This is a genomic window from Streptomyces sp. NPDC039424 (assembly GCF_055639495.1).
Genome location: NZ_JBVKAI010000001.1, coordinates 895,272 through 915,492, shown reverse-complemented (window position 1 = coordinate 915,492; position 20,221 = coordinate 895,272). Strand labels below are relative to the sequence as shown.

Below are 20,221 nucleotides of genomic sequence, written 5' to 3'. Positions count from 1 at the left end.
GTCCCGTCGCGGGGTGCGGTGCGGTCCGCCGGGGGTGCCTGCTGGGTTCATCGGAGGGCACACCGGCCTGACTGCGTAGTGCCGCGCAGACCATCGGACAGCGCCGTTGGGGACGCCGGAGTGGGGCTGCCCCGTCGGTGGGGTTTGCCGGGGGCGTCGGGTCGCGGGACGTCGTGGCCCGTGCCATGGGACGGCGCCGTCGGGCACGCCGGAGTGGGGCTGCCCCGTCACCGTGCCCGGCGCAGTTCGCCCGCCGGAGGGGGCGCGGTGGGGCCCGCCGGGTGCCCGCCAGGCTGGCTGCCGGAAGGGGTGCGGCCACCCTGGCGGGGGACCTGCCGAGTCCCGGGGGGCATGGCAGGGGACGTGGTGCGGGCCGTCCGAAGTGCCTGCCGGGCGGGTGTCGGCGTGCGGGACGTCGTGGTGTGTGGGGCATCGGGTGGCGCCGCGAGGCACCCCGGAGGGGGTTCGGCCGACCACGGGGGCACGGTGTCGGTCCGGCCATCAGGGTTGTGTCAAAGATGTCTCCTGCGCCGTTCCTCGCCCCGTTCGCCGGGTTCGGTGGTCGTAGGGTCGTCGCTGCGTAGGCGGCAGTCACCGGGAAGACAATGGGGCCATGGCACGCGGCAAGCTTCGGATCTACCTCGGCGCGGCGCCGGGCGTGGGCAAGACGTACGCCATGCTGTCCGAGGCGCACCGCCGGATCGAGCGGGGTACCGACTGCGTGGTGGGCTATGTCGAGCACCACGACCGGCCGCGCACCGAGGTGATGCTGCACGGGCTCGAACAGGTGCCGCGCAGGGAGCTGGCGTACCGGGGCGGGCGCTTCACCGAGATGGACGTCGACGCGGTCCTCGCGCGCCGCCCCCAGGTCGCCCTGGTGGACGAACTGGCCCACAGCAACGTCCCCGGCTCCCGCAACGCCAAGCGCTGGCAGGACGTGGAGGAGCTGCTGGCCGCCGGGATCGACGTGGTCTCGACGGTCAACATCCAGCACCTGGAGTCGCTCGGCGACGTCGTGGAGTCCATCACGGGCGTACGGCAGCAGGAGACCGTGCCGGACGAGGTGGTCCGCCGGGCGCCCCAGATCGAGCTGGTCGACATGTCGCCCGAGGCGCTGCGCCGGCGCATGGCCCACGGCAACATCTACCAGCCGGACAAGGTCGACGCGGCCCTGTCCAACTACTTCCGCCCCGGCAACCTCACGGCCCTGCGCGAGCTGGCGCTGCTGTGGGTGGCCGACCGGGTCGACGAGTACCTGAAGCAGTACCGCAGCGAGCACCACGTATCGACGATCTGGGGCTCGCGGGAGCGGATCGTGGTCGGCCTGACCGGTGGCCCGGAGGGGCGGACGCTGATCCGGCGCGCCGCGCGGCTGGCCGAGAAGGGCGCCGGCGGCGAGGTACTCGCCGTCTACATAGCCCGCAGCGACGGACTGACCTCCGCCTCCCCCAAGGAGCTGGCCGTCCAGCGGGCCCTCGTCGAGGACCTCGGCGGCACCTTCCACCACGTCGTCGGCGACGACATACCCGCCGCCCTGCTGGACTTCGCGCGCGGCGTCAACGCCACCCAGATAGTGCTGGGCTCCTCGCGCCGCAAGGCCTGGCAGTACGTCTTCGGGCCCGGCGTCGGTGCCACGGTCGCCCGGGACTCCGGTCCCGACCTGGACGTGCACATCGTCACCCACGACGAGGTCGCCAAGGGCCGCGGACTCCCCGTCGCCCGCGGCGCCCGGCTCGGCCGGTCGCGGCTGGTGTCGGGCTGGCTGGCCGGCGTGGTCGGCCCGCCGGTCCTGGCGGTGCTGCTCAGCACCGTCCACCTGGGCCTCGCCAACGACATGCTGCTGTTCCTGACGGTGACGGTGGCCGCGGCCCTGCTCGGCGGCCTCCTGCCCGCCCTGGCCTCGGCCGCGGTGGGGTCCCTGCTGCTGAACTACTTCTACACACCGCCCCTGCACCGCTGGACGATCGCCGACCCGAAGAACATCGTCGCCATCGTGATCTTCGTAGCCGTGGGCGTGTCGGTGGCCTCCGTGGTCGACCTTGCGGCCCGGCGCACCCACCAGGCGGCCCGGCTGCGCGCCGAGTCGGAGATCCTGTCCTTCCTCGCGGGCAACGTGCTGCGCGGCGAGACCGGCCTGGAGGAGCTGCTGGAGCGGGTCCGGGAGACCTTCGCGATGGAGTCGGCGGCCCTGCTGGAGCGGGCGAGCGACGTCGACCCCTGGACATGTGCCGGCCGGGTCGGCGCCGGCCGGCCCGTGGAGCGGCCGGACGAGGCGGACGTGGACATGCCGGTCGGGGACCACATGGCACTCGCGCTGACCGGCCGCGTACTGCCCGCAGCGGACCGCCGGGTGCTGGCCGCCTTCGCCGCCCAGGCCGCCGTCGTACTGGACCGCAGACGTCTCAGGGAGCAGGCCGGCCAGGCCCGCGCGCTGGCCGAGGGCAACCGCATCCGTACGGCGCTGCTGGCCGCCGTCAGCCACGACCTGCGCACCCCGCTGGCCGGGATCAAGGCGGCCGTCTCCTCGCTGCGGTCCGACGACGTGGCGTGGTCCGAGGAGGACCGGGCGGAGCTCCTGGAGGGCATCGAGGAGGGCGCCGACCGGCTCGACCACCTGGTGGGCAACCTGCTCGACATGTCCCGTCTGCAGACCGGCACGGTCACCCCGCTCATCCGCGAGATCGACCTCGACGAGGTGGTCCCGATGGCGCTGGGCGGCGTGCCCGAGGGCAGCGCCGAGCTGGACGTCCCCGAGACCCTGCCCATGGTCGCCGTGGACCCCGGGCTGCTGGAGCGGGCGGTGGCCAACCTGGTGGAGAACGCCGCCAAGTACAGCCCGCCGGACCGGCCCGTCCTGGTCGCCGCCAGCGCCATCGCCGACCGGGTCGAGGTACGGGTGGTGGACCGCGGTCCGGGCGTCCCCGACGAGGCCAAGGACCGTATCTTCGAGCCCTTCCAGCGCTACGGCGACGCCCCGCGCGGCGCCGGGGTCGGCCTCGGCCTCGCGGTCGCGCGCGGCTTCGCCGAAGCCATGGGCGGCACCCTGAACGCCGAGGACACGCCCGGCGGCGGCCTCACCATGGTCCTCAGCCTCCGCGCGGCGGGATCGCTCACCGGCCTTCTCCCGGCAGGGGAAGGCACCGCAGAACCGGAAAGGCAGGCTTCATGACCCGGGTGCTTGTCGTCGACGACGAGCCGCAGATCACCCGCGCCCTCGTGATCAATCTCAGGGCGCGCAAGTACGAGGTCGACGCCGCCCCCGACGGCCGGACCGCCCTCGACCTCGCGGCCTCCCGCCACCCCGACGTGGTCGTCCTCGACCTGGGCCTGCCCGACATGGACGGCGTCGAGGTCATCAGGGGCCTGCGCGGCTGGACCCGGGTGCCGATCCTGGTGCTGTCCGCCCGGCACTCCTCCGACGAGAAGGTCGAGGCACTGGACGCGGGCGCCGACGACTACGTCACCAAGCCCTTCGGCATGGACGAGCTGCTCGCCCGGCTGCGGGCCGCCGTCCGCCGGGCCGAGCCGGTCGGGGCCGGTGAGGACGACGTGACCACGGTGGAGACCGCGCAGTTCACCGTCGACCTGGCCGCGAAGAAGGTCAACCGGGGCGGGAGGGACGTCCGCCTCACCCCCACCGAGTGGCACCTGCTGGAGGTGCTGGTCCGCAACACCGGCCGGCTGGTCGGGCAGAAGCAGCTGCTGCAGGAGGTGTGGGGGCCGTCGTACGGCACGGAGACCAACTACCTGCGCGTGTACATGGCCCAGCTGCGCAGAAAGCTGGAGGCGGACCCCTCGCACCCCAAGCACTTCATCACGGAGCCGGGAATGGGCTATCGGTTCGAGCTGTAGGGCCGGGGCTACGTCGGTGTCCGCGCGCCCCGGTACGCTTTCGGATATGACTGCTGTTCCTCGATCCGAAAAGCCGGCCGGCCGGTTCCGGCGCATGCTCGACCGGCTGTCCTCGTCCCAGGAGGACCTGGAGTCCGAGGAGCTCAGGGAGGATGCCGAGACCGCGGGGTGCATCCGGATCGGTGACTGCCACGACCGGCAGATCGTCACCGTAACTGGTACCTTGCGCACGGTCACCCTGCGGCCACGCGCCGGAGTCCCGGCCCTGGAGGCCGAACTGTTCGACGGCTCCGCCGCGCTGGACGTGGTGTGGCTGGGCAGGCGCTCCATCGTGGGGATAGAACCGGGGCGCAAGCTCATCGCATCGGGCCGGATCTCGATGAGCCGGGGCCGCCGGGTGCTGTTCAACCCGAAGTACGAACTGCGACCCCTCGGACGGGAGTAGCCGGTGACGTCACTCGACAAGCCGACCCATGACACTCAGGCGGACGACGCTCGGACGGATGAGGCGCGGGCGCATGACGCGCGGGCGGTGACCGAGGCCGCGCTGTTCGAGGCGTTCGGCGGTGTCCGGGGCATGGTCGAGACGGTCCTGCCCGGCCTCCTCTTCGTCACCATCTTCACGATCAACAAGGATCTGCACTGGTCGGCGATCGCCGCGCTGGCCGTGTCCCTGATCCTGGTCGTGGTCCGGCTGGCGATGAAGGACACCGTCAAGCACGCCTTCAGCGGCGTCTTCGGCGTCGCCTTCGGTGTGGTCTTCGCGATGTTCACCGGCAACGCCAAGGACTTCTACCTCCCCGGCATGCTGTACACGCTGGGCCTGGCCCTGGCGTACATCATCACGACCCTCGCCGGCGTGCCCCTGATCGGCCTGATCCTCGGCCCGGTCTTCAAGGAGAACCTCTCCTGGCGCACCCGCAACCCCGGCCGCAAGAAGGCCTATGCGAAGGCCAGCTGGGCCTGGGGCCTGATCCTGCTCGCCAAGTGCGCGATCCTCTTCCCGCTGTACTGGTGGGCCGACACGGCGCAGCTCGGCTGGGTGCTGGTGGCCCTGAAGATCCCGCCGTTCCTGCTGGCCGTGTGGCTCACATGGGTGTTCCTCGCGAAGGCCCCCGCGCCGATCGACGTGTTCGCGGAGATGGAGGCCGAGGAGAAGGCCGAGCAGGAGCGGAAGGCCGCCGCCGAGGCAGCGGGCGGCCGCCACCGCCGGGAGGCGTAGACAGCCGCTGTACGAGGATGGGGGCGCCCGGGATTTCCCGGGCGCCCCCATCCTCGTCACCCTCGAAGGTCAGCCGTCGTCCCGCCGCACCGACAGCAGGTCCTCCAACTGCTCCTCCCGGGCCTGCGCGGCCACGAACAGCAGCTCGTCGCCCGGCTCCAGGGAGTCCTCCTTGGAGGGGGTGAGGACCCGGGTGCCGCGGATGATGGTGACCAGGGAGGTGTCCTCGGGCCACTCCACGTCGCCGACCTGGGTGCCGGCCAGGGCAGACTCCTCCGGCAGGGTCAGCTCGACGAGGTTGGCGTCACCGTGGCTGAAGCGCAGCAGCCGGACCAGGTCGCCGACGCTCACCGCCTCCTCGACCAGGGCGGACATCAGACGCGGGGTGGAGACGGCCACGTCGACGCCCCAGGCCTCGTTGAACAGCCACTCGTTCTTGGGGTTGTTCACACGGGCCACGACGCGCGGAACGCCGTACTCCGTCTTCGCGAGCAGGGAGACGACCAGGTTGACCTTGTCGTCACCGGTCGCGGCGATGACCACGTTGCAGCGCTGCAGCGCCGCCTCGTCCAGGGACGTGATCTCGCAGGCGTCGGCCAGCAGCCACTCCGCCTGCGGCACCCGCTCCACCGAGATGGCGGTCGGGGCCTTGTCGATCAGCAGCACCTCGTGGCCGTTCTCCAGCAGTTCGCCCGCGATCGAGCGGCCGACCGCGCCGGCACCGGCAATGGCGACCCTCATCAGTGACCGCCCTCCTCTTCCGGGCCCCCGGCGAACGCCGCCTCGACCTTCTCGACGTCGTCCGTCCGCATCATCACGTGTACGAGGTCACCCTCCTGCAGCACCGCCTGGGAGGTGGGCAGGATGGCCTCGCCCAGGCGGGTCAGGAACGCCACCCGGACGCCCGTCTCCTCCTGCAGCTTGCTGATCTTGTGTCCGACCCACTTCGGCGAGGCGTGCACCTCGGCGAGCTGGACGCCCCCGGTGGGGTCGCGCCACAGCGGCTCCGCCCCGGAGGGCAGCAGGCGGCGCAGCATCTGGTCGGCCGTCCAGCGGACCGTGGCCACGGTGGGGATGCCCAGGCGCTGGTAGACCTCGGCACGGCGGGGGTCGTAGATACGGGCCGCCACGTTCTCCACGCCGAACATCTCGCGGGCCACCCGCGCGGAGATGATGTTGGAGTTGTCACCGCTGGAGACGGCGGCGAACGCGCCGGCCTCCTCGATGCCCGCCTCGCGCAGCGTGTCCTGGTCGAATCCGACGCCGGTGACCCGACGCCCCCCGAACCCCGGGCCGAGCCGGCGGAAGGCGGTGGGGTCCTGGTCGATCACGGCGACCGTGTGGCCCTGTTGCTCCAGGGTCTGGGCAAGAGCGGAGCCCACTCTCCCGCAGCCCATGATGACGATGTGCACGGTGCTACTCCGCACTCCTCGCTAGGCCGCTGACTTGCGTGAACGTCGTGCTCATATCCTTCTCTCGGGCTCGCCGGGCAACGGGTGGGGGACCGGCTGGGGTCCACCGGGCAACATCATGCCGGGGAATCGGGTGAGTGATCCCCCGCGGGTACCGATCGCGGCCCTCGGATGCCCGACTCAACGGTAACGTCAGGGACCGACAGTCGGCCGCTCGGCAAAAGACGCCCAAAGGAATGGCCAAGGTTGCGCTCAACGGCGCGTGATGCTGCGGACGCTCCACAGCGTCAGGATTCCGAGGCCGACAAGAGCGGCCACACCGCCGATCAGCTCTGCGGTCGCGGGCATTGAGCCTCCGGAGGGTCGGCGACAGACGGGGTTTGTCATATAGGCATGGTGGGCACCCGGACCACGGAATCCGCAGTTCCAACCGTCTGCGAGTTCACCCGTGAGGCATAAGCGGCACCGCGGGTGGGCGGCAGCCAGTTCGAAGGCCTACCATCCTCTGTCGTGTCCAAACTGACCGACGTGCCCAAACGGATCCTGATCGGGCGCGCACTGCGCAGTGACCGGCTGGGCGAGACGCTCCTGCCGAAGCGCATCGCACTTCCCGTCTTCGCCTCCGACCCGCTGTCCTCCGTGGCCTACGCCCCCGGTGAGGTGCTGCTGGTCCTGTCCATCGCGGGCGTGTCGGCGTACCACTTCAGCCCCTGGATCGCCGTCGCGGTCGTCGTGCTGATGTTCACCGTGGTCGCCTCCTACCGCCAGAATGTGCACGCCTACCCCAGCGGCGGCGGTGACTACGAGGTCGCGACCACCAACCTCGGCCCCAAGGCCGGCCTCACCGTCGCCAGCGCGCTGCTCGTCGACTACGTCCTCACCGTCGCCGTCTCCATCGCCTCCGGCATCGAGAACCTCGGCTCCGCCGTCCCCTTCGTCGTCGAGCACAAGGTGCTCTGCGCGGTCGCCGTGATCGTCCTGCTGACGCTGATGAACCTGCGCGGCGTGAAGGAGTCCGGCTCGCTCTTCGCGATTCCGACGTACGTCTTCGTCGCGGGCGTCTTCATCATGGTCGCCTGGGGCGCGTTCCGCGGCCTGGTCCTCGACGACACCATGCGGGCGCCCACCGCCGACTACCACATCAAGGCCGAGCACCAAGGACTGGCGGGCTTCGCCCTCGTCTTCCTGCTGCTGCGCGCCTTCTCCTCCGGCTGTGCCGCGCTCACCGGCGTCGAGGCCATCTCCAACGGCGTCCCCGCCTTCCGCAAGCCCAAGTCGAAGAACGCGGCCACCACGCTGGCGATGATGGGCCTGCTGGCGGTCACCATGTTCTGCGGCATCATCGCCCTGGCCATGGTCACCAAGGTCCGCATGGCCGAGAACCCGGCCACCGACCTCATCCACAACGGTGTCGCGCTCGGCTCCGACTATGTGCAGAACCCGGTGATCTCCCAGGTCGCCGAGGCCGTGTTCGGCAAGGGCAGCTTCCCGTTCATCGTGCTCGCGGCCGCCACCGCCCTGGTGCTGTTCCTGGCCGCCAACACCGCGTACAACGGCTTCCCCCTGCTCGGCTCGATCCTCGCCCAGGACCGCTACCTCCCGCGCCAGCTGCACACCCGAGGCGACCGCCTCGCCTTCTCCAACGGCATCGTGCTGCTCGCGGGCGCGGCGGCCCTGCTGGTCTTCATCTACGGCGCCGACTCCACCCGGCTGATCCAGCTGTACATCGTGGGCGTGTTCGTGTCCTTCACGCTCAGCCAGACCGGCATGGTCAAGCACTGGAACCGCCACCTGGCGGTCGAGAAGGACCAGGCCAAGCGCCGCCACATGGTGCGCTCCCGCGCGATCAACGCCTTCGGCGCCTTCTTCACCGGCCTGGTGCTGGTCGTCGTCCTCGTCACCAAGTTCACGCACGGCGCCTGGGTGGCGCTGCTGGGCATGTGCATCTTCTACGCCACGATGACCGCGATCCGTAAGCACTACGACCGCGTCGCCGAGGAGATCGCGGCCCCCGAGGGCCCGAGCGACGACAGCGTGCGGCCCTCCCGCGTCCACTCGGTCGTCCTGATCTCCAAGATCCACCGCCCCACCCTGCGCGCCCTGGCCTACGCCAAGCTGATGCGCTCGGACACCCTGGAGGCACTCACCGTCAACGTCGACCCGGCGGAGACGAAGCTGCTGCGGGAGGAGTGGGAGCGGCGCGGCATCGACGTACCGCTGAAGGTGCTCGACTCGCCCTACCGCGAGATCACGCGGCCGATCATCGAGTACGTGAAGGGCCTGCGCAAGGAGTCCCCGCGCGACGCGGTCTCGGTGATCATCCCGGAGTACGTGGTCGGCCACTGGTACGAGCACCTGCTGCACAACCAGAGCGCGCTGCGCCTGAAGGGCCGGCTGCTGTTCACACCGGGCGTGATGGTGACCTCGGTGCCCTACCAGCTCATCTCCTCCGAGGCGGCGCGCAACCGCGCCCGCAGGCGGCAGGAGTGGAACGCGCCGGGTGCGGTGCGCCGCGGTCCGGCCGAGCAGCGGGCGAAGGAGCCCACCGGCAAGAACTGAGCGGTCCCGGTGGCAGGGCCGGGGGGTGCGGGCGAGCACGTAGACTGGTGGGCTGTTGTCGGGCCCCGAGCGGCCCGCACCCCGCAGCCCGCCTCACCCTCTCGATCTGGAGTCACCCCCACCATGCAGGCAGAACCGAAGAAGTCGCTGGTGGGGGAGGAGTACGAGGTCGAGATCGGCCCCGTCGCCCACGGCGGCCACTGCATCGCCCGTACGTCCGAGGGCCAGGTCCTGTTCGTCCGGCACGCGCTGCCCGGCGAGCGGGTGCTGGCCCGGGTGACGGAGGGCGAGGAGGGTGCCCGCTTCCTCCGCGCGGACGCGGTCGAGATCCTCGACGCCTCCAAGGACCGCATCGAGGCCCCCTGCCCCTACGCCGGGCCCGGCCGCTGCGGCGGCTGCGACTGGCAGCACGCCAAGCCGGGCGCCCAGCGCCGCCTCAAGGGCGAGGTGATCGCCGAGCAGCTGAAGCGGCTCGCCGGCCTCACGCCGGAGGAGGCCGGCTGGGACGGCACGGTGGTGCCGGCCGAGGGCGACAAGCTGCCCGCGGGCGAGGTGCCGCAGTGGCGGACTCGGGTGCAGTACGCGGTCGACGTGGACGGCAACGCCGGACTGCGCCGCCACCGCTCGCACGAGGTGGAGCCGATCGAGCACTGCATGATCGCCGCGCCCGGCGTCAGCGAACTCGGCATCGAGGACCGGGACTGGTCCGGCATGGCCTCCGTCGAGGCGATCGCGGCGACCGGATCCCAGGACCGCATGGTCATCCTGGAGCCGCGGCCCGGCGCCCGCCTGCCCCTCGTGGAGCTCGACCGGCCCGTCTCCGTCCTGCGCGTCGAGGAGAAGGACGGCGGCATCCACCGCGTCCACGGCCGCGCCTTCGTACGTGAGCGTGCCGACGACCGCACCTACCGCGTCGGCAGCGGCGGCTTCTGGCAGGTCCACCCGAAGGCCGCCGACACCCTGGTCAAGGCCGTCATGCAGGGCCTGCTGCCGCGCAAGGGCGAGATGGCCCTCGACCTCTACTGCGGCGTCGGCCTCTTCGCGGGCGCCCTCGCCGACCGCCTCGGCGAGCAGGGCGCGGTCCTCGGCATCGAGTCCGGCAAGCGCGCCGTCGAGGACGCCCGCCACAACCTCGCCGGCTTCCCCCGCGTCCGCATCGAACAGGGCAAGGTCGAGTCCGTCCTCCCGCGCACCGGCATCACCGAGGCCGACCTCGTCGTCCTCGACCCCCCGCGCGCCGGAGCCGGCCGCAAGACCGTGGCCCACCTGGCCTCACTGGGCCCCCGCCGAATCGCCTACGTGGCCTGCGACCCGGCCGCACTGGCACGGGACCTGGCGTACTTCCGGGAGGGCGGGTACCGGGTGCGGACGTTGCGGGCGTTCGATCTGTTTCCGATGACGCATCATGTGGAGTGCGTGGCGATTCTGGAGCCGGTCGGTAAGGGCGCCTGACCTGCGGTTTTATGCGCGCGGATTATGTGCGGTGTGGGCGTTACGGGCGATTTCCTGACGCGGAAATGGCGCTGGTGACGCCCGTTTGACCTGCGATTGGCGGGGCTGAGGTGTCGGTTCCTCGCGACTTGTCACGCGTCTCCAGCAGAGGTCGAACCGCCACGACATCGGCGAGACCGACCGGTGTACGCAGATCGTAGTGTTGGACAGTTGTGAGCCTCGGCGGACACCTGGCGTGGTGGGACGGCATACGGGGGTGCGGTGGTCGAAGACGAGGGTGCACGTCGGTTCTTCGTCAGTTATGCGGGAGCCGACCGGGCATGGGCCGAGTGGGTGGCGGGAGAACTGGAGGCCGCCGGCTACACCGTGGAGCTCGATTGCTGGGACTGGGGTGCGGGGGACAACTTCATCCTGAAGATGAACGCCGCCCTGGCGGAAGGACAGATGCTCGCTCTGTTCTCCACCGCCTACTTCGATCCCCTTCGTTACACGTTCGAGGAGTGGTCGGCTGTCCTGGCGGCCAGGGAGAAGCTGATCCCGCTACGGCTCGACCAAGCTGAGGCTCCGCCGCTGTTGCGCGCCTTGCTCGCCCCGTCCTTGGTCGGCCTGAACGAGGAAGAGGCACGGCGGGTTCTGCTCGACGCGGTGGCCGGGCCACGGCGCCCTGACGGCAAGCCCGCCTTCCCGGCCCTCGACGGCGATGTCCGGTCGTCGGCCACGAACGGCATGGGCCGACGGTTTCCCGCAAGCCTGCCCCATGTGTGGAACCTCCCCGGCCGGAACCCCGGCTTCACCGGGAGGGAAGAATTGTTGACGCATCTGCGTCAGGAGCTCACCACGGGTCCACCGGTGGCGGTGCGGGCCCTGCGCGGGCGCGGAGGCGTCGGCAAGACCCAGCTGACGATCGAGTACGCCCACCGCTTTGCCTCGGACTACGAGTTGGGCTGGTGGATCTCCGCCGAGGAAACCGCCCTCATTCCCGACCAGGTGGCCGCTCTCGCCGTGAGGACCGGTGTGGCCGGGCCGGACACGCCGGTGAGTGATGCATGCGAGGCGCTGGCGGCGGAGCTGCGCACCCGGGGGCACTGGCTGTTGGTCCTCGACAACGCCGAGGACCCCACCGCTCTCTCCCCGTACCTGCCGGCGGCGCTGGCCAGGGCGACGACGACGTTCTCGTCGTGGACGTCGAAGGGCTGTCCGTCGCGCCGCTCGGAGAGGTAGAGGTCGCCGTAGATCTTGCCGCGGACGCTGATGGCGACCCCGAGCAGACTGTGCAGGCGCGGGTGGCCGGGCGGGAACCCGGCGGAGGACGGATGGGCGGGGATGTCGTGGATCCGCAGGGGCTCGGGGTGGCGGATCAGGTGCCCCAGGACCCCCAGGCCCAGAGGCAGGCCGGTCTCGCCCAGATCGGCGCGTTCCTGTTCGGACAGCCCGGCGGCGATGAACTGCTCCAGGCGCTCTCCGGACTCGTCGAGTACGCCCAGTGCCCCGTAGCGGGCGCCGACCAGGTCCATGGCGGTGGTCACGATGCGGCGCAGTACCGCCGGCAGCTCCACCTCCCGGCTGATGGCCACCACGGCCCCCAGCAGGCCCCGCAGCCGGCCCATGGCGGCCAGCAGCGCGTGCAACTGCTCATCGATCCGGCCCACCTCGGCCCGCAGGCGCAGGTGCAGGTCGGGCACGTACGGCGGCTGCCTCGGCGGTGTACCGTCCTCCCTTCCTGCCATCACGAGCGCCTCCTGACACCCCCCTGGTCCATCGCGACCATCGCGGGTACAGCAGAACAGGCGAAACAGTCATAACGTCAAAAATCATCATGGCATACCAGGATGATCCGGGCGGCTGCCCGGTCAAGGCGAGCCGGTCGCCCCCCGGAACGCCCCCAGGATCCGCTCGGCCGCCAGCGTCGCCGTCAGTGAGCCGTCCCTGACCGCCCGTTCCAGTCCGGGCGCGACCTCGCGCACCGCCGAATCGGCGTGCAGCCGGCCCAGGAGTTCGTCGCGGACCATCGCCCAGGTCCAGTCGACCTGCTGGTCGCGGCGCTTGGCGGTGAGCCGCCCGGTGGAGTCCAGCAGGGTGCGGTGCTGTTCGAGCCGCTCCCAGACCACGTCCAGGCCGGTGGACTCACGCGCGCTGCAGCTCAGCACGGGCGGCGTCCAGAAGGCGTCCTTGCCGTGCATCAGGCGCAGCGCGCCCGCCAGTTCACGGGCGGCGGCGCGGGCGTCGCGCTCGTGCGGGCCGTCCGCCTTGTTGACGGCGATCACGTCGGCCAGCTCCAGGACGCCCTTCTTGATGCCCTGGAGCTGATCGCCGGTGCGGGCCAGGGTCAGCAGGAGGAAGGAGTCGACCATGTTCGCGACGGCCGTCTCCGACTGGCCGACGCCGACGGTCTCCACCAGGATCACGTCGTAGCCCGCGGCCTCCATGACCACCATGGACTCACGGGTCGCCTTCGCCACGCCGCCCAGGGTGCCCGCGCTGGGGGAGGGGCGCACGAACGCCGCCGGGTCCACCGCCAGGCGCTCCATCCTGGTCTTGTCGCCCAGGATCGAGCCGCCGGTGCGCGTGGAGGACGGATCGACCGCGAGCACCGCGACCCGGTGGCCCAGGGAGGTCAGCAGCGTGCCGAAGGCGTCGATGAACGTCGACTTGCCCACGCCCGGCACCCCGCTGATGCCGATCCGCCGCGCCCGGCCGCCGTGCGGGAGCAGCTCGGTGAGCAACTCCTGCGCCAGCGTCCGGTGCTGCGGCCGGGTGGACTCGACGAGAGTGATCGCGCGGGCCACGATCGCCCGCTTCCCGTCGAGCACACCCTTCACATACGTGTCGAGATCGATCGCTGCCATGGGGCTCTACAGGTCGTGGCCGAGGTCGGCCGACAGCCGCTTCACCAGGTCGTACGCCGCGTCCGGGATCACCGTCCCGGGCGGGAACACGGCCGTGGCGCCCATCTCCAGCAGGGTCGGCACATCCTGCGGCGGGATCACCCCGCCGACCACGATCATGATGTCCTCCCGGCCCTCCTCGGCGAGCTGCTCGCGCAGCGCCGGTACGAGGGTGAGGTGACCGGCGGCCAGCGAGGACACCCCGACCACGTGCACGTCCGCCTCGACCGCCTGCCGGGCGACCTCGCCCGGGGTCTGGAACAGCGGGCCGACGTCCACGTCGAAGCCGAGGTCGGCGAAGGCGGTGGCGATCACCTTCTGGCCGCGGTCGTGACCGTCCTGGCCCATCTTGGCGACCAGGATGCGCGGCCGGCGTCCCTCGGCCTCGTCGAAGGCGTCCACCAGGGCACGGGTGCGGTCCACGTTCGGGGACTCCCCTGCTTCGTTGCGGTACACCCCGGAGATCGTACGGATCTGGCTCGCGTGCCGCCCGTACACCTTCTCCAGGGCGTCGGAGATCTCGCCGACGGTGGCCTTCGCGCGGGCCGCGTGCACCGCCAGCTCCAGCAGGTTGCCGTCGCCGTCGGCGGCCCGGGTCAGCGCGTCCAGCGCGTCCCGGCACACGGTCTCGTCCCGCTCCGCACGCAGCCGCCGCAGCTTCTCGATCTGCTGGGCGCGCACGGAGGAGTTGTCGACCTTGAGGACCTCGATCTGCTCGTCGCTGTCCACCCGGTACTTGTTGACGCCGATCATCGGCTGCCGGCCGGAGTCGATCCGGGCCTGCGTGCGGGCCGCCGCCTCCTCCACGCGCAGTTTCGGGATACCGGCGTCGATGGCCTGCGCCATACCGCCCGCCTGCTCGACCTCCTGGATGTGCTGCCAGGCCTTGCGGGCGAGGTCGTAGGTCAGCCTCTCCACGTACGCGCTGCCGCCCCACGGGTCGATGACCCGGGTGGTGCCGGACTCCTGCTGGATGAGCAGCTGGGTGTTGCGGGCGATGCGCGCCGAGAAGTCGGTGGGCAGCGCGAGGGCCTCGTCGAGGGCATTGGTGTGCAGCGACTGGGTGTGGCCCTGGGTCGCCGCCATCGCCTCCACGCAGGTGCGCGTGACGTTGTTGAACACGTCCTGCGCGGTCAGCGACCAGCCCGAGGTCTGCGAATGCGTGCGCAGGGACAGCGACTTGCTGTTCTTCGGCTCGAACTGGCTGACCAGCTTGGCCCACAGCAGGCGGGCCGCCCGCAGCTTGGCGATCTCCATGAAGAAGTTCATGCCGATCGCCCAGAAGAACGACAGCCGGGGCGCGAACGCGTCCACGTCCAGGCCCGCCTCCCGCCCGGCCCGGATGTACTCCACGCCGTCGGCGAGGGTGTACGCCAGCTCCAGGTCGGCCGTGGCACCGGCCTCCTGGATGTGGTAGCCGGAGATGGAGATGGAGTTGTAGCGGGGCATCCGCTGCGAGGTGTAGGCGAAGATGTCGGAGATGATCCGCATCGACGGCTTCGGCGGATAGATGTAGGTGTTGCGGACCATGAACTCCTTGAGGATGTCGTTCTGAATGGTCCCGGCCAGCTTCTCGGGCGGTACGCCCTGTTCCTCCGCGGCCACGATGTACAGCGCCAGGATCGGCAGCACCGCGCCGTTCATCGTCATCGACACGGTCATCTTGTCCAGCGGGATGCCGTCGAAGAGCTGCCGCATGTCGTAGATCGAGTCGATGGCCACGCCCGCCATGCCGACGTCGCCGGTCACGCGCGGGTGGTCGCTGTCGTACCCCCGGTGCGTGGGCAGGTCGAAGGCGACCGACAGGCCCTTCTGCCCGGCCGCCAGGTTGCGCCGGTAGAAGGCGTTGGACTCCTCCGCGGTGGAGAAGCCCGCGTACTGGCGGATCGTCCAGGGCTGGTTGACGTACATCGTCGGGTACGGGCCGCGCAGGTACGGCGCCATGCCCGGGAAGGTGCCGAGGAAGTCCAGGCCCTCAAGGTCACGTCCGGTGTACAGCGGCTTGACGCCGATGCCCTCCGGGGTCTCCCACAGCGGCTCTTCGCTCCCGGTCGCCCGCTTGACGGCCGTCCGCCATTCCTCGGCACCGCCGTCGACGGCCGGCGTCCCCAGCTCGATGCCGGAGAAGTCGGGGATTCCCATCAGGACACTCCCATGCGGTCGAGGGTCGCGGACAGCACGGCGACGGCGTCGCAGCCCGCGAAGACGTAACTGTCGACGCCCGCGTACTCGGCGGGGCGGCCCGCCAGGAACACGTGCCGGGCGCCGGATGCCTTCAGGAACTCGGCGGTCTGCTCGGCCTGCTCCTCGTACAGCGCGTCGCTGGAGCACAGCACGGCCTCGGTGGCACCGCTGTCCTCGAAGCGGCCCTCGGTGACCGGCTCGATGCCGCCCGCCTGGAAGAGGTTGGCGGCGAACGTCGAGCGCGCGGTGTACGCGGCGGCGGGTCCGAGCGTGGCGAGGAAGACCCGGGGGCGGGCGCCGGTCGCCGCGAGGTGGGCGTCGGAGCGGGCGCGCAGGGTCTCGTACGCCTCGTCGCGGCGCACGCGCGGCAGCCCGCCGGACGGCGGCTCGGGGGCGGGCTCGCGCACCACGGGCTTCTCGGCCAGCAGCGGGAACTCGCTGACCCCGGTGATGGGTTCGCGCCGCTTGGCGAGCTTCTTGGAGCGCTCCGCCCACGTCGTCGCCAGGTCCGTGCGGATACGGCCGGAGCGCAGGGCGGCCGCCGGGCCGCCGTCGCCCTCGATCGAGCGGAAGTACCGCCAGCTCGCCTCGGCGAGCTCGTCGGTGAGCCTCTCCACGTACCAGGAACCGCCCGCCGGGTCGGTCACCCGGGCCAGATGCGACTCCTCGACCAGGATCGTGGAGGTGTTGCGCGCGATACGGCGGGCGAAGGCGTCCGGCAGGCCCAGCGCGTGGTCGAACGGCAGCACGGTGACCGAGTCGGCGCCGCCCACCCCGGCGGCCAGCGTGGCCACCGTCGTGCGCAGCATGTTCACCCACGGGTCGCGGCGGGTCATCATCACCGGCGAGGTCACCGCGTGCTGCGCCTGCGCGCCCGCGCCCGGCGCCCCGCACACCTCGGCCACCCGCGCCCACAGCCGGCGCGCCGCGCGCAGCTTGGCGATGGTCAGGAACTGGTCGGCGGTGGCCGCGTACCGGAACTCCAGCTGGCCGCAGGCCTGCTCGACCGACAGCCCCGCCTCGGTCAGTTCCCGCAGGTAGGCCACGCCGGTCGCCAGGGACAGGCCCAGCTCCTGCGCGGCCGAACCGCCGGCCTCGTGGTAGGGCAGCGCGTCCACGGTCAGCGCGCGCAGCCCCGGGTAGCCCTCGGCGCACCGCCGGGCGAGCGCGGCGGCCGGCGCGAGTTCCAGGGCGGTGCCGGTGCGGGCCTCGTACCCCAGCGGGTCGGCGCCCAGACCGCCGCGCACCGCCTTCGGGTCGACGCCCCGCTCCTCGTACAGCCGCAGCAGCGCCTCGGCCGCGGCCTCGGTGTCCCGGCCCGCGTCGAGCACGACCGGCGCCAGGTCGAGGTAGACGCCGTCGAGCACCCGGCCGAGCGACTCCACCGGGATGCCGCCCTCGCCCGCCACCAGCCACAGCGAGGTGACGCCGTTCTCCAGGTCGGCCAGGACCGAGCCGTCCTCGGCCGCCGCGTGCCGCTGCCGTACGTCCCAGCCGCCCGCGGTGTTGCCCTCGGGGCGGCCACCGCGGACGAACGGCGCGAATCCGGGCAGGCCGGGGTCGGGCGCGGCATCGCGCGCCGTGTACAGGGGCCGGGTGCGCAGCCCGTCCTCCAGCGTCGTGGACAGGGCGTCCTCAGCTGCCTCGCCCGAGACTTCCTTGCCCGACTTGCGCAGCACACCCTCGACCAGGGCTTGCCACTGCTCGTGTGTCGCGTCAGGGAACTCGGCGGCCAGTGAGAGCCCGTCGTCAGGCAGGACCGTCATGGCTCGGATGCTAGGGCAGGGTGCTCAAGTGAGAGCAGCGCGGGGGTTGTGACGTTGCCCTCTTGGTGGCTGTGACCTGGCTCTCCCCATGGTCCGGACCTGGTCATGACGGCGGGGTGGAGCGCTGGGAACGGGGCGGGACGCGGGGCCGGGGCATCGCCGGGACGACCCGTCCGGAGGGGAAGGGGACCTGCCAGGCCGCTCTGATCGACATGATCAGGGAGCGCGCGCTGTACGGCGATGTCTCCAGCTCGTGGCGGGCCTGCGCGAGGAGATCCGGGTCGCCGTCGGTGCCGTGTGCCGCCGCCGCGGCCGTGCGGGCATCCAGGTCGGGTGTGCGGAAGACGTCGAGCAGGGTGAGCGACAACAGTACGTAGGCCGACGCCTCGTCGATCAGCCGGCGCGCGGTGTCGGGAACGTCCGCGGCCGCGTTCCCCAGGTGCCGCTCCAGGTCGTAGAAGGCGACGTGGTGCAGCGCTCGCTCCAGCTCGGGAGGCGACGAATGCCGCAGATGGCCCATGAGGTCGCGGAAGGTCAGCAGCACGGCGCTGGTCTCTCGTGTCCACTGCTGCCGGCCGAGCAGCGTGCGGAACCCGGCCAGGGTCTCGGCCAGCTCCTCCAGGATCATCTGCCGGGAGAGGGCCATGAACTCCGAGGAGTCCGTCTTGTCCTTCGTCTCCATCAGGCGCAGACCGTAGCGCATGAGGTCCCGCGGTAGCCCTCCCGACAGGGCGTGGGCCAGCAGGGCGTACTGCTCGGGCAGACCGTCCGCGCCGCCCAGGCGGCGTGCCCTGGGACGGAGGATCTCCACGGACTCCTCCAGCGTGGAGGGCTGCACATGGACGATGTCGTCCAGGGAGCTGTCGGTCACTCCGCGGTGCGGCAGGCCGCGCCGGAGGAAGGAGGCGCCGACGTCCTCCGCCACCGAGATGAGGTAGTGGACGTGCGGCACGCCGAGGATGGCCTTGATCTCCCCCAGGAACGCCAGGGCCTGTGTGTCCGAGCCCAGCCGGTCCACCTCGTCGATGGCGACGACGACGCGGCCCTTCTTGGCGAACTGCTCCAGTGCGATGGCTTTCAGGAGGTCCCGGAAGTCGGAGACCAGGGCGGGCATGGCCGGCGGCACGGTGGACAGCGAGGTCGTGTGCGCGGGCGCCAGCGAGGGCGCCCCGGTGGTGACGGCGAAGGACGAGGTCTGCACCGTCTGGAGCCGGTAGAGCTGGTCGCGGCACCTCTTGACCAGGGGTGGCTCGGGCACGGGGAGAGTCCATGTACGCGCCCTGAGGAGCAGCAGACCGAGCAGCACACAGGCCACACGCAGCGGGTTGCCGGTGTCCGTCGCCATCGCGTGCAGGGACGGCGTCCTGTAGCCCAGGACCAGGGCGAGGACGAAGAGGCCACCGATCAGGGTCCGTTCGAAGCGAGCGAACGCATGGGGCGTCCCGTCGAGCATCCGGCCCATGAACACGAGGGAGAGAACCCCGAACAGCACGACCAGTGGCGCGGGCCCCTCCGGCCGATCGGCGAGCATGGCCCGGGTGTTGCGCCGGATGTCCGGGTCGGCGACCAGCGACAGGACGGGAACCACGGCGATCAGCAGCAGGCCGCCGACGACACTGAGGACGGTGCGCGACGTCCCGAGCAGCGAACTCCATCGCCTCCACCGGCGCAGCCGCCACCACAGCACCGCGAGGAGGGTGACCACCAGGGCCGCCCCCGCCCGCTCACCATGCCAGACGGCCCGTGTCGTGGTGGTCAGGGTCGACCACAGCCGCTCCGCGTGCGGCCGTACGGCGTCGTCGTACCCCAGTCCCGGCGAGTGCGCCGCGGCTGCCAGTCCCAGCAGGAGGAGCCCGGCCGCGGGCAGGCCGAACGCCAGGATCCGCAGGCCGCGCCGGACGGTCGGAGCGACCTGCCGGGCCACCCTGCGGACCGTCGAGAGCCGTGCGAACTCGGGGACCGGGTGACCCGCCTCGATGAGGTACGCCTCGCAGACCCTGACGTACAGCGACACGAGGAACTCGTACGGGGAGTAGCTCGCCGGTGCCTGCACGACGACCGCGAAGTCGGCCTCGTCCGCGCAGTTCTCCAGCAGCGTCGACTTGCCGACGCCGCGCGGCCCGCTGACGGCGATGGTGCCGCCGTAGAGTTGGTCCATCTTGCGGGACAGACTCCGGGACGCCTTGTTGTCGATCACGTACTGCCGGTCGCGCGGGGAGCGCAGCCCTTCGTAACTGTCCAGCAGGAGGAGGGAGTCGTGGTCGTCGCCCAGCAGTGCCTCGACCACCCGTGCCATCAGCGGGCCGACGCCGTTGGCCCGCAGTTCACGCTGCCACGCCTGTTCGCTGGACTCGGCCAGTGACTCGCGCACGCGGAGGACCGGCCTCAGGGCGATTTCCTCCGCGTTGAGGCGCACGTGCATCCGCCATACGGGGTGGCGCCAGACGGCGGTACCCGCCGCGGCCGACACGACGGCCGTGAGGGCGACCCAGGCCCACGGGGCGACGGCGAGGGTGAACAGGAGCCCCAGAAGAAGCAGCGAGAGGAAGGACGTCGCCGGGGCGAGCGGCTCGTCGAGGTAGTCGAGGCGTGTCCGAGTCGCCTCGCACTGGCGCAGTGACTCCTGCAAGCGCCGCTGGTGCTCCCGGCACGGCTCGAGTGCGCTGTGCACGTTGTCGTGCGTCAGCATGGTCGCGCGGACGTTCTCCGCGGTGGCCTGCGGCCGTATGCCCAGCCGTCGCGTGACCTCGGGCTCGGTCAGGCAGATGTCCAGCACCTCTTCGTAGGCCGCGGCCTCCCGTTCGTACTCGAACAGGTCCGCGACCTGCCAGGGGGCGTTCCGGTGGCGTCCCGGCATGGGTGTGGCGACCTTTCAGGGGCGGTAGGGCG

The 20,221-nt window shown here is 71.4% G+C and carries 13 protein-coding genes and 1 pseudogene; 7 read left to right on the top strand and 7 right to left on the bottom strand.

What is annotated here, in order from left to right:
- Positions 1-613: 613 nt before the first annotated feature.
- Genes ACZ7L0_RS04170 through ACZ7L0_RS04155 form a run of 4 tightly spaced genes read left to right on the top strand, consistent with a single transcriptional unit; the run spans position 614 to position 5,074 of the window.
- The gene (locus tag ACZ7L0_RS04170) at positions 614-3,169 is read left to right on the top strand and encodes an ATP-binding protein (RefSeq protein WP_471240841.1); all 2,556 of its coding nucleotides are present in this window, start codon (positions 614-616) and stop codon (positions 3,167-3,169) included.
- Positions 3,166-3,852: a response regulator gene (locus tag ACZ7L0_RS04165; protein ID WP_471240840.1), complete on the top strand. Its 687-nt coding sequence runs from the start codon at positions 3,166-3,168 to the stop codon at positions 3,850-3,852. The genes ACZ7L0_RS04170 and ACZ7L0_RS04165 overlap by 4 nt, the downstream gene beginning before the upstream one ends.
- A 46-nt stretch (positions 3,853-3,898) precedes the next feature.
- Positions 3,899-4,297 (top strand): OB-fold nucleic acid binding domain-containing protein, encoded by a 399-nt coding sequence (locus tag ACZ7L0_RS04160; RefSeq protein WP_471240839.1) that lies wholly within the window; start codon positions 3,899-3,901, stop codon positions 4,295-4,297.
- Positions 4,298-4,300: 3 nt separating this feature from the next.
- Positions 4,301-5,074, top strand: coding sequence for a DUF3159 domain-containing protein (locus tag ACZ7L0_RS04155; protein WP_471240838.1), 774 nt, complete (start codon positions 4,301-4,303; stop codon positions 5,072-5,074).
- Between the two features lie 69 nt (positions 5,075-5,143).
- Here the strand turns inward: ACZ7L0_RS04155 and ACZ7L0_RS04150 are convergent, their stop codons facing one another.
- Complete coding sequence (locus tag ACZ7L0_RS04150) at positions 5,144-5,815, bottom strand: potassium channel family protein (RefSeq protein WP_471240837.1); 672 nt, start codon at positions 5,813-5,815, stop codon at positions 5,144-5,146.
- Positions 5,815-6,486: a potassium channel family protein gene (locus ACZ7L0_RS04145; protein WP_471240836.1), complete on the bottom strand. Its 672-nt coding sequence runs from the start codon at positions 6,484-6,486 to the stop codon at positions 5,815-5,817. The genes ACZ7L0_RS04150 and ACZ7L0_RS04145 overlap by 1 nt, the downstream gene beginning before the upstream one ends.
- A gap of 510 nt (positions 6,487-6,996) precedes the next feature.
- Between ACZ7L0_RS04145 and ACZ7L0_RS04140 the strand changes: the two genes are divergently transcribed.
- The 3 genes from ACZ7L0_RS04140 to ACZ7L0_RS04130 all read left to right on the top strand — a co-directional run bounded on the left by ACZ7L0_RS04140 (position 6,997) and on the right by ACZ7L0_RS04130 (position 11,718).
- A complete protein-coding gene (locus ACZ7L0_RS04140; protein ID WP_471240835.1) occupies positions 6,997-9,045 on the top strand; it encodes an APC family permease in 2,049 nt (682 codons plus the stop codon).
- A gap of 123 nt (positions 9,046-9,168) precedes the next feature.
- Positions 9,169-10,497 (top strand): class I SAM-dependent RNA methyltransferase, encoded by a 1,329-nt coding sequence (locus tag ACZ7L0_RS04135; protein WP_471240834.1) that lies wholly within the window; start codon positions 9,169-9,171, stop codon positions 10,495-10,497.
- A 261-nt stretch (positions 10,498-10,758) separates the two neighbouring features.
- Complete coding sequence (locus ACZ7L0_RS04130) at positions 10,759-11,718, top strand: toll/interleukin-1 receptor domain-containing protein (RefSeq protein ID WP_471240833.1); 960 nt, start codon at positions 10,759-10,761, stop codon at positions 11,716-11,718.
- On the opposite strand, the pseudogene ACZ7L0_RS04125 reads toward ACZ7L0_RS04130, so the two are convergent.
- The 5 genes and pseudogenes from ACZ7L0_RS04125 to ACZ7L0_RS04105 form a co-directional block, all read right to left on the bottom strand.
- Positions 11,637-12,224, bottom strand: a pseudogene (locus ACZ7L0_RS04125) (GAF domain-containing protein); the annotation flags it as partial. The gene ACZ7L0_RS04130 and the pseudogene ACZ7L0_RS04125 overlap by 82 nt on opposite strands.
- A 123-nt stretch (positions 12,225-12,347) precedes the next feature.
- On the bottom strand, positions 12,348-13,343 hold the full coding sequence (gene meaB / locus ACZ7L0_RS04120) for a methylmalonyl Co-A mutase-associated GTPase MeaB (protein ID WP_471240832.1): 996 nt from the start codon (positions 13,341-13,343) through the stop codon (positions 12,348-12,350).
- Positions 13,344-13,349: 6 nt separating this feature from the next.
- The gene (scpA, locus tag ACZ7L0_RS04115) at positions 13,350-15,524 is read right to left on the bottom strand and encodes a methylmalonyl-CoA mutase (protein WP_471240831.1); all 2,175 of its coding nucleotides are present in this window, start codon (positions 15,522-15,524) and stop codon (positions 13,350-13,352) included.
- Positions 15,524-17,332, bottom strand: a complete 1,809-nt coding sequence (locus ACZ7L0_RS04110; protein ID WP_471240830.1) for a methylmalonyl-CoA mutase family protein — start codon at positions 17,330-17,332, stop codon at positions 15,524-15,526. Before ACZ7L0_RS04110 ends, scpA begins: the two co-directional genes overlap by 1 nt.
- Positions 17,333-17,435: 103 nt before the next feature.
- The gene (locus ACZ7L0_RS04105; RefSeq protein ID WP_471240829.1) at positions 17,436-20,189 is read right to left on the bottom strand and encodes a hypothetical protein; all 2,754 of its coding nucleotides are present in this window, start codon (positions 20,187-20,189) and stop codon (positions 17,436-17,438) included.
- Positions 20,190-20,221 lie beyond the last annotated feature (32 nt).

Bases quoted from the DNA above. Each gene is read 5' to 3' on its own strand.
- ACZ7L0_RS04170 (WP_471240841.1), top strand. From the start codon at position 614: ATGGCACGCGGCAAGCTTCGGATCTACCTCGGCGCGGCGCCGGGCGTG.
- ACZ7L0_RS04165 (WP_471240840.1), top strand. From the start codon at position 3,166: ATGACCCGGGTGCTTGTCGTCGACGACGAGCCGCAGATCACCCGCGCC.
- ACZ7L0_RS04160 (WP_471240839.1), top strand. From the start codon at position 3,899: ATGACTGCTGTTCCTCGATCCGAAAAGCCGGCCGGCCGGTTCCGGCGC.
- ACZ7L0_RS04150 (WP_471240837.1), bottom strand. From the start codon at position 5,815: ATGAGGGTCGCCATTGCCGGTGCCGGCGCGGTCGGCCGCTCGATCGCG.
- ACZ7L0_RS04135 (WP_471240834.1), top strand. From the start codon at position 9,169: ATGCAGGCAGAACCGAAGAAGTCGCTGGTGGGGGAGGAGTACGAGGTC.
- meaB (WP_471240832.1), bottom strand. From the start codon at position 13,343: ATGGCAGCGATCGATCTCGACACGTATGTGAAGGGTGTGCTCGACGGG.
- scpA (WP_471240831.1), bottom strand. From the start codon at position 15,524: ATGGGAATCCCCGACTTCTCCGGCATCGAGCTGGGGACGCCGGCCGTC.
- ACZ7L0_RS04110 (WP_471240830.1), bottom strand. From the start codon at position 17,332: ATGACGGTCCTGCCTGACGACGGGCTCTCACTGGCCGCCGAGTTCCCT.
- ACZ7L0_RS04105 (WP_471240829.1), bottom strand. From the start codon at position 20,189: ATGCCGGGACGCCACCGGAACGCCCCCTGGCAGGTCGCGGACCTGTTC.